Genomic DNA, 15,408 nt, shown 5'->3' with positions numbered 1-15,408 from the left:
CGGCGGGAGACAGAGCCGAACGGCTGTCGCCCGCCGGGGGCCGGCGCATGGAGCCCGTCGGTTAGTTGCGCGGCCGGTCAGCCGGTGCCAGTACCTGGGCCCTGAGCCGTAGTTCGGGGCTGTGGCGGAAGACGAGGGTGAACTCCACCCACTGGCCGGCCCGTAGCGGCGGCGGGTCGGCGATCATCAGGTCCGCGTCCTCCGGGGACATCGCCAGCTCGCCGCCGCCCGGTACGGGCAGGGCCGTGGCCGGTTCCCAGCGGCCCGCCGCGCCCTGGTGGAGGTGCCGCTTCAGGGTGATCCTCCCGCCGAACTCCCAGCTGGTGCCGGTCAGTTCGTCCGGCACGTCACCCGGGTTGCGGATCGTGAAGAAGGCCGACGTGGCCGTGGCCGCGCCCGCCGTCGGCAGCAGCACCCAGCCCGGCCCGGCCTCCACCGGGCGGGTCCGGCCGGCCCCGCCCACCGCCGTCCACCCGGTGAGCAGGACCAGCGCCAGCGCCGCCGCGCCGACCGGCGGGCCGACGACCTTCAGCCGCTCCAGCGCACCCATCGCCGAGACCCGTTTCCGCGCGGTCGTCGCCGGGCTTCCTTCCCGTGCGCTCATCGCCGGGCCCCCTTCCGGCGGTCGAGGCCCGTCCCGCGCGCCGAACCGCCCCGCCCCGGCTCCCAGGTGCGCAGCCGCAGGCTGTTGCCCACCACGAGCAACGAGCTGAGCGACATCGCGACCGCCGCCAGCATCGGGTTGAGCAGCCCGACCGCGGCCAGCGGGATCAGCACCAGGTTGTAGCCGAAAGCCCACAGCAGGTTGGCCCGGATCGTCGCGAGGGTCTGCCGGGCCAGCCGTACGGCGTCCACCACCGCCTCGATGTCGCCGCGGACCAGGGTCAGTCCGGCCGCGCCGATCGCGGCGTCACTGCCCGAGGCCAGTGCCACCCCGAGGTCGGCCGAGGCCAGCGCGACCGCGTCGTTGACGCCGTCGCCGACCACGGCCACGGTCCGTCCGGCGGCGCGCAGTTCGGCCACCACCTCGGCCTTGTGCTCGGGCGAGGCCGAGGCGTGCACCCGCTCGATGCCCAGCTCCTGCGCCACCGCCCGGGCGGCGCCGGGGCCGTCCCCGGTCAGCAGGACGGTCTCCAGGCCCATCCCGCGCAGCCGGTGCAGCGCCCGCCAGCTGCCCGAGCGCAGCGTGTCGCCGACCGTCAGGACGGCCGCCGGGCACCCGTCCAGCTCGACCAGGACGGCGGTGCGGCCCGCGTTCCCGGCCTGGGTCACCGCCTCGGCCAGGGCCGGGGGCAGCGCGATGCCGTCCGGGCGGACCACTCGGACGGCCCGGCCCTCGACCGTCCCGGACACCCCGAGGCCGGTGGCGGCCGCGAAGCCGTCCACGGCGGGCAGGTCGCCGCAGCGTTCCCGGGCCGCCGCCGCGACGGCCCGGCCGATCGGGTGCTCGGAGCGGTGCTCGACCGCGCCGGCCAGCCGCAGCACCTCCTCCTCGCCGGCGCCGTGGGCCGGACCGCCGTGGGCCGCCGCACTGTCGGCCGCGGCGCTGTCGGCCCCAGTGCCCTCGGCCGCAGCTCCTTCGGCCGTGGTCACCGCGGTCAGTTCCATCCGGCCGGTGGTGAGCGTCCCGGTCTTGTCCATCACCACGGTGTCCACCCGGCGCAGGCTCTCCAGCACCTCCGGGCCGCGCACCAGCACACCCAGCTCCGCGCCCCGCCCGGTCGCCGCCAGCAGCGCCGTCGGCGTGGCCAGCCCGAGCGCGCACGGGCAGGCCACCACCAGCACCGCGACGGCCGCCGTCACCGCGGCCTGTGGGGCCGCGCCCGCGCCCAACCAGAAGCCCAGCACGGAGGCCGCGACCGTCAGCACACAGGGCACGAACACCCCGGCCACCGCGTCCGCCAGCCGCTGCGCCCGCGCCTTCCCGGCCTGGGCGTCCGCCACCAGGGCGGTGATCCGGGCCAGCTGGGTGTCCGCGCCGACGGCCGTGGCCCGGACCACCAGCGCGCCGCCGACGTTCACCGTCGCGCCCGCCACCCGGTCCCCGGGGCCGACCTCGACCGGCACGCTCTCCCCGGTCAGCAGACTCAGGTCGAGCGCCGAACCGCCCTCGACCACCACCCCGTCGGTGGCCACCCGCTCGCCCGGGCGCACCACGAACTCCTGCCCGGGCAGCAGCAGTTCGATCGGTACCAGACGCTCCTCGCCGTCCGCCTGCCGCAGGCACACCTGCTTGGCGCCCAGCTCGGCCAGCGCCCGCAGCGCGGAACCGCTGCGTCGGCGCACCCGGCCCTCCAGCAGACGCCCGGCCAGTACGAACAGCGGCACCCCGACCGCCGCCTCCAGGTACACGTGCGCGGTGCCGCCGCTGTCGGCGGTCAGCGAGAACGGCATCCGCATGCCCGGATCCCCGGCCCCGCCGAACACCAGTGCGTACGCCGACCAGCCGAAGGAGGCCACCACACCCAGGCTGACCAGGGTGTCCATGGTCGCCGCCGCGTGCCGCAGCCCCTGCCAGGCCCGGCGGTGGAACGCGGCCGAGCCCCAGGTCACCACCGGGACGGCCAGCGCGAAGCACACCCACTGCCAGGCGGTGAACTGCAGCCCGGGCGCCATGGACAGGACCAGTACCGGGACGGCGAGCAGCGCCGTCACCAGCAGCCGCCACCGCTCGTCCGGCTCCTCCGCCGCCGCCCCGACCGGGACCCCGGCCGGCGCCAACGCGGCGGTGTAGCCCGCCCGTTCGACGGCCGCCACGAGGTCGGCGGCCGACACGTCGGCCGGGTGCAGGACCCGGGCCCGCCCGGTCGCCAGGTTCACCCCGGCCGTCACCCCGTCGATCCGGCCCAGCCGCTTCTCCACCCGGCCCACGCACGCCGCGCAGGTCATCCCGCCCACCGCCAGATCGGTGGACACCAGGGCGTCGGCGTCGGTCCCCGCGACGGCGCTCATCGCATCCCGCCCATGCCGTGCCCGTCCATCCCCGGCGACGCCCCGCCCCCGCTGCCCGGCCGCAGCCCGGGCGCCACCGGCCCCACCTGCCGGCCCACCCCGTAGGCCACCACGAACACCACCACCAGCAGCAGGGCGAACCCCGCCAGCACACTCAACGGCCGGACACCCGGCGATTTCGCACTCACCCCACAGCAGTCGGACGGACCCCCGGATCGGTTCCCGTACGCTCCGAAATCCCCTGGCGAATCCCCCGGCGAAGTCCCCGCGCGAACCAGCCGAACAATTCGGATGACGGACCGGGGCCCGACCCGGTAGCGTCCGGGACGGCGCCTCCCGATGCGCCCGGCCCCGGTTACTTCCTGACAAAAACAAGTGCCACCGGTGCCACTTCTGATCCCGGGAGGCGCCGTCCCGGCGTGCGCCCGCACACCTCGGCCCCGCACCTCAGCCCCGCCATCCCCGCCTCTCTCCACCCCTCCGCGCCTCAGCCTGACCACCCACCAGGGGGACTTCTGCATGACCCGGTTCAGCCGCCAACGGACCAAGGCCGCCACCAGGGCCGAGATCCAGCGAGAACTACCGGGACTCACCAGGCGCGGGGTGTCCTCCCCACTCGCCACCGACGGCCAGTGGCCGATCCCGGAGGTCCGGCACCTGCGGTGTGCACCGCCTCCGGTGATCTCGCGCAGGAAGGCCGCCCCCAGTGGGACGCTCGGCCCGGGCGGGGCGGTCATCAACCACCAGGGCGGCACCGGGTACGTCCGGGAGCCGAAGTCGGAGCTGTTCCTCCTCGCCGTCTCCCACCTGTTCGGGCAGGAGAGCTTCTACGAAGCGGCCGTCGAGCGCGACGAACGCTACCTCCGCCTGATCCGCGAGCAGGCCGTCAGCGACCCGCTGTGGACCCTCGGCCTGCTGCGCTGGCTGCGCGCCGAGGCCCGGATCCGGACCGCCGCACTGGTCGGGGCGGCCGAGTTCGTCCACGCGCGGAGCGCCGCCGGCGCCGCCGGGTACTCCCGGCAGGCCGTCGACGCCGTGCTGCAACGGCCCGACGAGCCGGGGGAGTTGCTGGCCCACTGGACCGCCCGGTACGGCCGCCGGCTGCCCCAGCCGCTGCGCCGCGGCATCGGCGACGCCGTCCGCCGCCTCTACACCGGCCGCGCCCTGCTGAAGTACGACACTCCCTCGCACCGCTACCGCTTCGGCGACGTCCTGGAGCTCACCCACCCCGCGCCCGACCCGGCCAAGCCCTGGCAGGGCGCGCTGTTCCGCTACGCCCTGGACCGCCGTCACCACCCGGAGCGCGCCCTGCCGCCCGCCGACGAGGGCCTGCTGAGCGCCCACCACGCCCTGCTCGGTGTTCCGCAGGCCGACCGCCGCGCACGGGTCACCGACCCCGGCGGCGCGGACCGCCTCGCCGAGGCCGGAATGACCTGGGAGGCCCTGGCCGGCTGGCTGCGGGGCCCGCTGGACGCCGCCGTCTGGGAGGCCGTCATCCCCTCGATGGGGCCGATGGCGCTGGTCCGCAACCTGCGCAACTTCGACGAGGCGGGCGTGGGCGACGAGGTGGCGGCGGAGGTGGCCCGCCGGGTCGCCGACCCGGAGGAGGTGCGGCGGTCCCGGCAGTTCCCGTTCCGCTTCCTGGCCGCCCACCGCGCCACGCGCTCGCCGCGCTGGGCCGGCGCCCTGGAGACCGCCCTCGGCCACTCGCTGGCCAGGGTGCCCGCGTTGCCGGGCCGCACACTGGTGCTGGTGGACCGCTCAGGCTCGATGTTCGACCTGCCCTCGGCGCGGACCCAGCTCAACCGGGCGGACACGGCCGCCATCTTCGGCACCGCGCTCGCCCTGCGGGCCGAACAGGCCGACCTCGTCCAGTTCGGCAGCGGCAGCCGGGTGGTCGAACCGGAGCCGTCGGTGCTGCAGACCCTGCGGCGCTTCCGCAACCTGGGCGGTACCTCCACGGCCGCCGCGGTCCGCACGCACTACCGGGACCACGACCGGGTGGTCGTGGTGACCGACGAGCAGACCCACTGGGCGCCGTACGACGTCTTCGAACCCGTCCCCGAGGACGTCCCGGTCTACACCTGGAACCTGGCCGGCTACGCCACCGGCCACACCGCCCCGGGCCCGCGGCGCTACACCTTCGGCGGCCTCAGCGACGCGTCCTTCACACTCATCCCGCTGCTCGAACGCGGCCAAGCCGCCGCCTGGCCCTGGGAGTGATCAGGGCCGAACCTCAGGGCCGCACACTGCGCGGCCCGGTCACCGTGGCACCCAACGCGCCGACACGGGCGCGCAGTTCGCGGTCGGCGGTGACCACCAGGCAGTCCCGCTCGGGGTGGTCGGCGCGGGCCGCCCGGACCAGCTCGACGATCCGGTCGTCCCCGCTGCCGCTCGCCTCCACCACCCGAACCTCCGGCAGCCCGGCGAGGCCCCGGGCCGCGCCCTCCACGACCAGGACCACCTCCAGCGGGCCCGGGCGGTCCGGCAGCCCCCGTCCGGCGACGGCGACCAGCGTGTCCCGCAGCCGTTCGGCGGCGCCCCGTCGGTCCCGCCACCAGCCGTCGGGCACCGACCCGACCACGTTCGCGCCGTCCACCACCAGCAGGGTCGGCGCGCCCTCGTTCTCTCCCATGGCCGCCAAGCCTGCCACCCCGGACCGCCCCCGGCCGAACCGGCGACACCCCCGGCAGGCCCGGCAGGCCCGGCAGGCCCGGTGGCGTGCCGACGGGCCCGTACCCGTACCCGTCGTCAGTCCGCCAGCGTGATCCGGATGCCGACGGTGCCGCGCTCGCCGCGCCGCAGCCGGCTCCCGAGCAGGGTGAGCACGCCGAGCAGGCCGTACTTCTGGCGCAGCAGCGTGCGGTAGGCGGCGGTGCGCTCGGGGCCGAGGATCTCGGCGGTCGCCGGGTACGGCGCACCGGTCGGCCGGCCCTTGACGTCGCACGGGCCGACCAGCACGTCGGCGCGGTTGCGGATCCGCTTGACCTTCCAGGAGTCCGCGACGGTCCAGATGCCGAGCGCCTCCCCGTCACGGACCACCCACACCGGGGTCGGCACGGTGGTGCCGTCCTTCTTGTACGTGGTGACGAGCAGGTAGCTCCCGGCGGAGAGCTGGACGATCCGGGCGAGCCGGTCCGCGGCGGAGGGGTCGGGGGTGGTCATGGCCGGAAGTCTAGAGGGGACCGGCCGCGGACCGGGCCGCAGGTCGGCGGGCTCAGCGCGTCCGGCGGGTGCGAGTGGTGCGGGCGGTGCGCAGCATGGCGCGGGCGCGGCGGGTCAGCCGGCGCCGGCCGTGGCCTCCGATGCCGGTGGCGCCGCCCACGGCGGTCGCGCCGCCGCGGTGCACCGGGACAGCGGAGGCAGGGGTGGTGGCGGCAGCGGAGGAGGCGCGGGCGGTGGCCGGGGCGTGGGCGGGCGCGGTGCGTCGGCGGGCGGCGGTACGGGCGGTGGCCCAGACGGCGAGGGTGGTGCCGAGGACGGCGGCCGTCCAGACGGCGGGGGCCATGCCGGGGCCGTCGCCGCTGAGGACGGGTGCCCGGGACCACGGCGGCAGCTGGGAGCCGGCCGCGGCCTCCGGGACCCCGGGGGAGGCGGAGGCCGCGGGGGAGGAGGCCGGGGCGCCGGTGTCCTCGACCAGCTGCCCGACCGGCTGGACCTTGCCGGCCGCCGCGAAGCCCCAGTCGAGCAGGCTGGCGGCCTCGTCGTAGACCTTGCCCTGTGCCTCGGGGTGCATCACCGTCACCAGCAGGGTCCGGCCGCCCCGTTCGGCGGCGCCGGTGAAGGTGGCGCCCGCGTTGGTGGTGTAGCCGTTCTTGACGCCGATCAGGCCCGGGTACTTGCCGAGCAGCCGGTCGGTGTTGGCGATGTCGAAGCTGGTGCGCTGGCCGGTGACCTTGTCCAGCCCGCCGGGGAAGTGCGCGGTGCGGGTGGCGCAGTAGGAGCGGAAGTCGGCGTTGCGCAGCCCGGCGCGGGCGAAGAGGGTGAGGTCGTAGGCGGAGGTGACCTGGCCGTCCATGTCGTAGCCGTCGGGGGAGACCACCTTGGTGTCCTTCGCCTGCAGTGACCCGGCGCGGGCCTGCATCTCGGCGACGGTCTGCTGGAGCCCGCCGTTCATGTGCGCGAGGACGTGGACGGCGTCGTTGCCGGAGCTGAGGAAGACGCCCCGCCAGAGGTCCTCGACCCGGTACGGCAGGTTCTCCTTGACACCGACCAGGCTGCTGCCGGCACCGAGGTTGGCCAGCTCGGCCGGGGTGACCAGGTGCTCCAGCGAGCGGTCGAACTTGGGCATCACGGTGTCCGCGAACAGCATCTTGAGCGTGCTGGCCGGGGGCAGCGGCAGATGGGCGTTGCGGGCGGCGAGCACCTCGCCGGTCCCGGCGTCCGCGACCAGCCAGGACCGGCCGGACAGCGCGGACGGCAGCGCGGGCGCCCCGGCGAGCGGCGCGACCTGGACGTCCGGGCTGCCGAGCCGCTGCCCGCCGACGACACCGGCGGCGCCGGCGGCGTCCTGCCCGAAGGCCGCGAGGGCCGCCGGAGCGCCGATGGCGAGTACCAGGGCGGCCGAGGCGGCGGCACCGGCCGCGGCCCTGGTGACGTACGGTGACTTCTTCGATATGCGCGTGGGCTGCACACGGCGAACGTACCCGGGCCGCCGCCGGGCCGCCGTGCCTGCTGCTCCGTCCGGTGCTTCGGACGGTGCTTCGTGCCGAGCTTCGGACGGTGCTTCGTGCCGAGCTCCGGACGGTGCTCCGGACCGGGTGGCCGCGGGCCCACGACTTTGGTGGTGCCCGGTCGCGCCGAAAGTCGGATGTCCGGGCGGTGGCGGATTCCTAGGGTCGGGGGTATGAAGACCCTGCTCGGCTACCTCGGTTTCGTGCTGATCCTCGGCGGCGCCTCCGGCCTGCTGTCCGGTTGGATCGGGGGCTTCCGGCTGTTCGGCTTCGTCCGCTTCCTGGTGCCCGACGGCCACGAGACCGTCGGGTACGCCACCCTGCTGGTGCTCGGCGTCCTGCTGGCGATTCCCGCCGCCCGGCGCGGATAGCCGGGCGGCGGGCGGCGAGGCACCGAGGGTGGGTCAGAAGGTGAGGTTCCAGGTGTCGATCGTGCCGGTGTCGCCGGAGGCGCCGTCCTTCACCCGGAGTTTCCAGGTGCCGTTCGCCGCGCTCGCGGCGGCGTTGACGGTGTAGGTCTTGGCGACGTTGTCGGCGCTGTCGTTGTCCGGGAAGTCCTCCAGGAGGTAGACCGTGCCGTCGGGGGCGACCAGGGAGAGGACCAGGTCACCGCGGTAGGTGTGCTTGATGTCCACGCCGACCTTGAGCGCCGCGGGCGCGTTGCCGGTGACACCGGTGACGGCGATCGGGCTCTCCACCGTGGTGTTGTCGGCGATCGCCACATCGGCAGGGTTCTCGAAGTACTTCCCGGTGGGCGGGGTCGTGCCGCCGACCGCCTTCAGCGCGTCGACCTGGCCCTCGCCGAAGAAGGCGTTGTTCGCGGTGGTGCCGGTGCAGCGGCTGTCCCCGGCGGGGCAGGCCAGGTCGTCGGCCTGGGTGGCCAGACGGGCCCGGATGTCGGCCGGGGTGAGCGACGGGTCGGTGCTCGCGATCAGCGCGGCCACCCCGGTGACGTGCGGGGAAGCCATCGATGTGCCGCTCTTGGTGCCGTACTTGCCGCCGGGCAGGGTTGAGTAGACGGCGGTCGCGCCGTCGCCGCCGGGCGCCGCGACGTCGATGACACCCCGGCCGAAGTTGGAGTAGGAGGCCTTGCCGCTGCCGCTGCCCGTGGCAGCGACGGTCACCACGCCGGGGAGTTCGGTGGGGATGTCGAGGCAGGCGTTGCTGATGGTCCGGGTGACCGGAGTGGAGTCGTTCGGGCTCGCGGTGTCGGTGGTCTTGGCGGCCAGGTCGTAGTCGGCGTTGCCGGCCGCCGCGACCTGCAGCGAACCCTTGCCCTCGGCGTACTCCTGGGCGCGCTTGACGCCCTCGATGACGGCCGCCTGGTCGAGGTCGTTCGGGCAGTTGAACTGCCACGGGTCGGTGTAGTAGCTGTTGTTGGTCACCTTGAAGCCGTGGTCGCCGGCCCAGATGAAGCCGCAGACGGTGTTCTCGGCGTAGAACAGGGTGCTGGTCGGCTCGGCGATCCGGACCGAGGCGACTTTCACGCCCGGCGCGACGCCGATGACGCCCTTGCCGTTCTTCGCGGCCGCGATGGTGCCGGCGACGTGGGTGCCGTGGGTGTCCACGTCGCGCCAGGCGCCGGTGCGGGTGTCGGGCTTGCCGTACGCGCAGGAGACCGAGTCGGCGGCGTCGAAGTTCGGTGCGAGGTCCTGGTGCTGGTCGTCCACGCCGGTGTCGAGCACGCCGACCTTGACGGAGGGGGAGCCGGTGGTGACGTTCCAGGCCTGGTCGGCCTTGATCTGGGTCATGTCCCAGCGGTTGGACTCGGTGAGCGTGGTGGCCGACTGGGCGGGGTTGGCCGGCAGGGCCGGGTTGTAGGCGTCGGCCGGCACGTCGGAGGTGCGGGTCGCGCCCACTTGCTGGACGCCGGGGACGGTCCGCAGCGCGGCGGCGAAGCCGGTGCCGGTCGAGTGGGCGACGATGACGCCGATCGTGTCGTAGCTCGCGAAGACCGTTCCGCCCTTCGCGGCGACGGCGCTCTTGGCGGCGGCGATGTCGGCGGGTGCGCTGATCACCAGGTAGGCGCGGGTGCCGGCGGCCCAACCGGCGGCGGTGCCGGGGCTGGTGGCGGTGCCCGTGGCGGTCGTGGGGGCCTGCGCGGCCGTCGGGGCGGCGGCTGCCGTGGCGCTGCCGGGGACGGCGGGTGTGGTGCTCGTGCGGGCGGCGGTCGCGAATGCCGTGGGGGTGGCGAGCGCCATGGCCGAGGCGACGGCGAGGGCGGCGGCCGGGCGGCCGAGCCGCCGGGATATCAGGGGTGACACGTGTCCTCCGATCCGGCCCGTGCGCGAGGGGGAGCGCACAGGAATTGAAGGAAACATGCCAGATTGGCCAGGAGTTGGGGAAGGCTTTACGCATGACGACTTTTCACGGAAGGGCCGTCGAGCCGCCCACTCCCGCCGAGCTGCCGTCGAGCTGGATGTCGAGGCCGGTGGCGTAGGCCTCCCGGTGGCCGTCCGGGGTGCCGCCGGCGACGCGGGCGTCGGCGGTGACGGCCGCGCGCCGGTCGTCCGTGGGCGGTGGATCGGCCGGGAGTCGGGCCAGTGCGCGGTCGTACGTCAGGTCGAGTCGTCCGGCCTTTCCCGGCATGTACGTGTAGAGCGGCATCGTGGTGTGGCCGAGTCGTTCGCCTACGGCGCGCCTCGCGAGCGCGGCCATGACGGACGGTCATCCGGAATCTCCTGGCGGCGCACATTATCGCCTCCGGAGAAAACTGTTTATACAGTAAAAGTGACCAATTGAATGGGCTGGTGCCGGGCCTACCTGATGTCCCTGGTGCAGAGCGCCTCCTCCCCGCCGCGCCGGGTCTGGTTTCGGCAGCGGACGGCGGGGAAGGGAATGTCGCGGTGTCGACATGTGGTCAGCCCGGTGGCGAGGTTTCGCCAGTGTCCGGAGTTCGCCACGGGAATCCCGGGTGCGGGAGCGTCCGGTGCCGGGCGAGGCCGATTGGCTGAAAGATGTGGATTCGGCCCGATTTCCGCCCGCGAATTTTACCGAGTGATGGTCAACTTTACTTTCTGATGGGGATTTACCCCCTTGTCGTGATCGCGTTCAGGTGCGTTGGATTGCGTCAGCCATAAAACAGACGAAAGGATGTCCATGATCGGCTGGCGGAAAACCCAGCTAGCAGCTGCCGTCACGGTCACCGCCGCGTCCATGGTCCTGAGCTTCGGGACCGGCGCCAACGCAGCTCCGACCCCGGACCCGCAGAACGCCCAGGCGGCGTCCGCGGACGGGCCCCCGGTGCCGGTGATCGTGATCCTGAAGGACCAGATAGCGGACGCCCCGGCCGACCACGGTCACCTGGGCGCCCGTCAGCAGAAGACCGCCTCCTCGCAGGCGCCGCTGCTGAACAAGGTCAAGGCGGCCGGCGGTACCAACATCAAGAGCTTCGTGGTCGGCAACGCCTTCTCGGCCACGGTCAGCCCCGCCCTGCGCGCCCAGCTGCAGGCGGACCCGGCCGTCTCCTCCGTGGTGGCGGACACCCAGGTCCAGGTCGCCCCGGCAGCCGCCGGCAAGGCGAAGCAGACCAAGGACGCCGCCGACTCCGCGGCCGCCGACGGCGCGAAGGCGCCCAAGGCCGCCGCCGCTCCGCAGGCCGTTTCGGGCAGCAACGGCCAGGGCGCCGAGGAGAACGCGACCAACACGGTCTGCCCCTCCGACCCCAGCAAGCCCCTGCTGGAGCCCGAGGGTCTGTACTCGGTCCGGGCCTACACCGGCAACGGCAAGCCCGGTGTGGAGAACCTCGCCACCGGCAAGGGCGTCAAGGTCGCCTACATCGCGGACGGCCTCGACCCGAACAACCCGGACTTCATCCGGGCCGACGGCTCGCACGCTGTGGTCGACTACAAGGACTTCGCGGGCGACGGCTGGGACGCGCCGACCGGCGCGGCGGAGGCCTTCGGTGACGCCTCGGCGGTCATCGCCCAGGGCCGCCAGACCTACGACGTCTCGCAGTTCGTCAACGCCTCGCACCCGCTGCCGGCCGGCTGCAACATCCGCATCCGCGGCCTCGCCCCGGACGCCGACCTGGTCGCCCTGAAGGCCGGCGGCGAGCTGATGTCCAACTCGTCGATCCTGCAGTCCATCGACTACGCGGTGCGGGTCGCCCACGTGGACGTGCTCAACGAGTCCTTCGGCGGCAACGTCACCCCGGACAGCGGCGCGCACGACACCATCTCGCTCTTCAACGAGCAGGCCGTCAAGGCCGGTGTCACCGTCGCCGTCTCCTCCGGTGACGCCGGCATCAGCGGTACCGTCGGTACGCCGTCCACCGATCCGTACGTGATCTCGGTCGGCGCCTCCACCGACAACCAGAACTACCAGCAGACCGGTTACGCGGCCTCCCAGTTCTCCAACAAGACCTGGAACAACAGCCGTATCTCCGCGCTGTCCTCGGGTGGCTTCACCCAGGCCGGCCGCACCGTCGACCTGGTCGCGCCGGGTGAGTCGGACTGGGCGCTCTGCTCCCCCGACCTCACCAAGTACACCGACTGCTCGGGCTTCAACGGCAAGGCCTCGCCGATCCAGCCCTTCGGTGGCACCAGCCAGGCCGCCCCGTTCGTCACCGGTGCCGCGGCCCTGGTCATCCAGGCCTACCGCGACACCCACGGCGGCGACTCGCCCACCCCGGCGCTGGTGAAGAAGTTCCTCACCGGCACCGCCAGCGACCTCGGCGTCCCCGCCGAGGAGCAGGGCGCCGGCCTGCTGAACGTCCGCGCCGCCGTCGAGGCCGCCCGCGGCTACGACGACGGGGACGGCACCGACGGCGCCAACACCGTCGTGGTCAACACCGGCCAGGTCGACATCGCCGGCACCCCCGGCTCGACCCACAGCACCGACGTGTCCGTCACCAACACCAGTGACGAGCCCCAGACGGTGAGCGCCGCGACCCGCGGCTTCGCCCCGCAGTCGAGCAACCAGCAGACCGTCCAGCTGGACTCGTCCTCGACGGACACCTTCAAGTACGCCACCAACGGTACGAACTGGGTGCAGAAGCAGGTCAAGTTCACCGTCCCGGCCGGCGCGGACCGCCTCGCGGCCTCGATCGCCTGGCACGGTGCGCCCAACCCGGTCACCAACGGCCCGGTCGTCCGCATGACGCTGCTCGACCCGTCGGGCCGCTTCGAGACCAACACCCGTCCGCAGGGCGGCGCCACCCCGGCGAACTTCGGCCTGGTCGACGTCCCGCACCCGGTGGCCGGCGAGTGGACCGCGATCCTCTACACCCCGGCGGGCAAGGCCGGCTTCACCGGCCCGGTCCAGCTGGGCACCGCCACCCAGCGCGCGGTGCCGGCCGGCGCCGTGAGCCCGAGCACCACCGAGCTGCAGCCCGGTCAGACCAAGACCCTCAAGGTCCAGCTGACCACCCCGGCGACCAGCGGTGACTCCAGCGAGGCGATCACCGTCTCCAGCTCCAACGGCAGCACCACCAGCGTCCCGGTCACGCTGCGCAGCCTCGTCCCGGTCAACCAGGGCAAGGGCACCTTCACCGGCTCCATCACCGGTGGCAACGGCCGCAGCGCCTCGCCGACGCAGAGCTTCACCTACGGCTTCGACGTCCCGAAGGGCCAGAAGGACCTGCGGGTCGGCGTCACCGTCGGCAAGGACGCCAACCTGCTCATGCAGGGCGCGCTGATCAGCCCGAACGGCACCCCGATCGACATCGAGGGCAACGGCCAGTTCGACGCCCAGGGCAACCTGACCGGCACCTCGGCCGGCGTCTCGGCCACCACCGTCAACCCGGCCGCCGGCCGCTGGCGGTTCGTCCTGAACGTGCTCGGCCCGGTCAGCGGCCAGCAGCTCGCCCAGGACTTCACCGGCACCGTCGCGTTCAACCAGAACCAGGCCACCGCGGCCGGTCTGCCGAACGACGCGCACACCAAGCTGGCGGCCGGCAAGCCGGTCACCGTCCAGGTGAACTACACCAACAACACCGTCGCGGCCCAGAAGATCGCCGCCGACGGCCGCCTGGACCGCCGGGTGGACGTCCCGCTGGTGCCGCAGGGCGCCTCGGCGAGCGTCAACCTGCCGCTGAGCCTCAGCTCCACGGTGCCGTCCTTCCTGGTGCCGCCGGGCACCGACCAGCTCAAGGCCGTGGCGGCGTCCTCGACGCCGGCGCAGATCGAGCTGAGCGCCACCACCGGCTCGCCGGACCTGTTCGGCGACCTGAAGAAGGCCCAGAACGGCTCGACCATCTCGGTCGTGACCGACAACGGCACAGCCGAGCAGCCGGTCGTCCCGGGCAACTGGAGCACCTTCGTGCAGCAGATCGGCCCGTTCGGCAACGGCGGCGCCCCGACCGGCACCTCCACCATCACGGCCACCGCGCACACCCAGGCCTTCGACCCGGCGCTGACCTCCAGCACCGGTGACCCGTACGCCGCCTCGGTGGACGCCTCGGCCCAGGCCGCCAGCCCGGTGACCGTCGCGCCCGGCGCCACCGGCTCGCTGCAGGTGACCCTGACTCCGACCGGCCCGAAGGGCAGCACGGTCAAGGGTGTGCTGTACCTGGTGTCCGGCCCGACCGGGGTGGCCACCGCCAACAACGTCCTGAACACCACCGGTGCGGTGCTCGCGGCGATCCCGTACAGCTACACGGTGAACTGACGCTCAGTCACTCCATCGCTTCAGATGAGGCCGAGGCCGTCCCGGATTCCGGGGCGGCCTCGGCTGCTTGTGTCCGGGGCGGACGAGGGGTCGAGGAGGGGTTCCGACGGCGGTCGGCGGGGCAGGTTCGGAAGCGGACGGACGTTTCCTAGCGGATGGTGAGTTTCGTGTCGTACGAGTCGATCAAGCACAGCGAGGTCGAGGTGAACGGGGTGCGGCTGCACCTCGCCGAGCAGGGGGAGGGGCCGCTGGTCCTGCTGCTGCACGGATTCCCGGAGAGCTGGTACTCCTGGCGGCACCAGTTCGCGCCGCTCGCCGAGGCCGGCTACCGGGTGGTGGCGCCCGACCAGCGCGGCTACGCCCGCAGCGAGCAGCCCGAGAACGTGGACGCGTACAGCCTGCTGCACCTGGTCGGCGACGTGACGGCGCTGATCGGCGCGCTCGGGGCGGAGCAGGCGGTGGTGGTCGGGCACGACTGGGGCGCCCCCGTCGCCTGGGCCACCGCGGCGCTGCGCCCGGACCTGGTGCGGGGCGTCGCCGGGCTGAGCGTGCCGCCGCTGCCGTCCGGGCCGACGCCGCTGGCGGCCTCCCGGGAGAAGTTCGGCGACGGCTTCTACCAGATCTACTTCCAGGAACCCGGCCGTGCCGACGCCGAGCTGGCGGCCGACCCCAAGGCCTCGTTCCGCCGCATCCTCGGCGGCACCTACCCGGACGGGGAACCGAAGCCGTGGGTCGCCCCCGAGGGCGGGAGCCTGCTGGACACCATCCCGGAGCCGGAGCGGCTGCCCTCCTGGCTCACCGAGGCGGACATCGACGCCTTCGCGGCCGACTACGCCCTGCACGGCGAGCGGGCCTTCACCGGGGGACTCAACTGGTACCGCAACATCGACCGGAACAACGAGCTGATGGCGGCGTTCACCGGCCGGCGGATCGAGGCGCCCGCGCTGTACGTGACCGGCGAGCAGGACCTGGTGAACGCGATGGTGCCGCGTGAAGTGGTGGCGTACCTGCTGCAGCACGTGACCCCTCGGCTGCACCGGCACGTCCGGCTCCCGGAGACCGGGCACTGGACGCAGCAGGAGCGCCCGGCCGAGGTCACCGAGGCGCTGCTGGACTTCCTGAAGTCGCTGGACTGACGCCCGTTCCCGCCGGCACCCCCGTCCGGGCCCGGGCG

Annotated in this window: 12 protein-coding genes; 4 read left to right on the top strand and 8 right to left on the bottom strand. The window is 73.8% G+C overall.

The annotated features are described in order from the left end of the window. Positions 1 to 61: 61 nt before the first annotated feature. From ACIBEC_RS16835 to ACIBEC_RS16825, 3 genes are read right to left on the bottom strand one after another with little or no spacing between them, the layout of a single operon-like run. Positions 62 to 604, bottom strand: a complete 543-nt coding sequence (locus ACIBEC_RS16835; protein WP_360503028.1) for a copper chaperone PCu(A)C — start codon at positions 602 to 604, stop codon at positions 62 to 64. Further along, positions 601 to 2,952: a heavy metal translocating P-type ATPase gene (locus ACIBEC_RS16830; protein ID WP_360503030.1), complete on the bottom strand. Its 2,352-nt coding sequence runs from the start codon at positions 2,950 to 2,952 to the stop codon at positions 601 to 603. The genes ACIBEC_RS16835 and ACIBEC_RS16830 overlap by 4 nt, the downstream gene beginning before the upstream one ends. After that, entirely contained in the window at positions 2,949 to 3,110 is a 162-nt protein-coding gene (locus ACIBEC_RS16825) for a hypothetical protein (protein ID WP_360503033.1), read from the bottom strand. The genes ACIBEC_RS16830 and ACIBEC_RS16825 overlap by 4 nt, the downstream gene beginning before the upstream one ends. A gap of 361 nt (positions 3,111 to 3,471) precedes the next feature. Between ACIBEC_RS16825 and ACIBEC_RS16820 the strand changes: the two genes are divergently transcribed. Then, positions 3,472 to 5,175 (top strand): TROVE domain-containing protein, encoded by a 1,704-nt coding sequence (locus tag ACIBEC_RS16820; RefSeq protein WP_360503036.1) that lies wholly within the window; start codon positions 3,472 to 3,474, stop codon positions 5,173 to 5,175. Between the two features lie 13 nt (positions 5,176 to 5,188). Here ACIBEC_RS16820 and ACIBEC_RS16815 read toward each other — a convergent pair whose 3' ends face one another. The 3 genes from ACIBEC_RS16815 to ACIBEC_RS16805 form a co-directional block, all read right to left on the bottom strand. Next, on the bottom strand, positions 5,189 to 5,587 hold the full coding sequence (locus ACIBEC_RS16815) for an NTP pyrophosphohydrolase (protein ID WP_360503038.1): 399 nt from the start codon (positions 5,585 to 5,587) through the stop codon (positions 5,189 to 5,191). Between the two features lie 116 nt (positions 5,588 to 5,703). After that, on the bottom strand, positions 5,704 to 6,117 hold the full coding sequence (locus ACIBEC_RS16810) for a PPOX class F420-dependent oxidoreductase (RefSeq protein ID WP_360503041.1): 414 nt from the start codon (positions 6,115 to 6,117) through the stop codon (positions 5,704 to 5,706). A 52-nt stretch (positions 6,118 to 6,169) separates the two neighbouring features. Continuing rightward, complete coding sequence (locus ACIBEC_RS16805; protein ID WP_396287957.1) at positions 6,170 to 7,585, bottom strand: D-alanyl-D-alanine carboxypeptidase family protein; 1,416 nt, start codon at positions 7,583 to 7,585, stop codon at positions 6,170 to 6,172. 213 nt (positions 7,586 to 7,798) lie between these two features. Between ACIBEC_RS16805 and ACIBEC_RS16800 the strand changes: the two genes are divergently transcribed. After that, complete coding sequence (locus tag ACIBEC_RS16800; protein WP_360503044.1) at positions 7,799 to 7,996, top strand: hypothetical protein; 198 nt, start codon at positions 7,799 to 7,801, stop codon at positions 7,994 to 7,996. A gap of 33 nt (positions 7,997 to 8,029) precedes the next feature. On the opposite strand, the gene ACIBEC_RS16795 is transcribed toward ACIBEC_RS16800, so the two are convergent. Both ACIBEC_RS16795 and ACIBEC_RS16790 read right to left on the bottom strand, forming a co-directional pair. Continuing rightward, on the bottom strand, positions 8,030 to 9,826 hold the full coding sequence (locus ACIBEC_RS16795) for a S8 family serine peptidase (RefSeq protein ID WP_360503099.1): 1,797 nt from the start codon (positions 9,824 to 9,826) through the stop codon (positions 8,030 to 8,032). A gap of 166 nt (positions 9,827 to 9,992) precedes the next feature. Continuing rightward, positions 9,993 to 10,283: a hypothetical protein gene (locus ACIBEC_RS16790; RefSeq protein WP_360503047.1), complete on the bottom strand. Its 291-nt coding sequence runs from the start codon at positions 10,281 to 10,283 to the stop codon at positions 9,993 to 9,995. A gap of 441 nt (positions 10,284 to 10,724) precedes the next feature. On the opposite strand from ACIBEC_RS16790, the gene ACIBEC_RS16785 reads away from it, so the two are divergent. Both ACIBEC_RS16785 and ACIBEC_RS16780 read left to right on the top strand, forming a co-directional pair. After that, entirely contained in the window at positions 10,725 to 14,234 is a 3,510-nt protein-coding gene (locus ACIBEC_RS16785; protein WP_360503050.1) for a S8 family serine peptidase, read from the top strand. Positions 14,235 to 14,401: 167 nt separating this feature from the next. Beyond that, positions 14,402 to 15,370, top strand: coding sequence for an alpha/beta hydrolase (locus ACIBEC_RS16780; protein ID WP_360503053.1), 969 nt, complete (start codon positions 14,402 to 14,404; stop codon positions 15,368 to 15,370). Positions 15,371 to 15,408 lie beyond the last annotated feature (38 nt).

This window comes from Kitasatospora sp. NPDC051164 (assembly GCF_044455625.1).
GTDB lineage: Bacteria > Actinomycetota > Actinomycetes > Streptomycetales > Streptomycetaceae > Kitasatospora.
The sequence above is the reverse complement of the archived record's forward strand: the minus strand, read 5'-3'. Positions and strand labels throughout refer to the sequence as shown.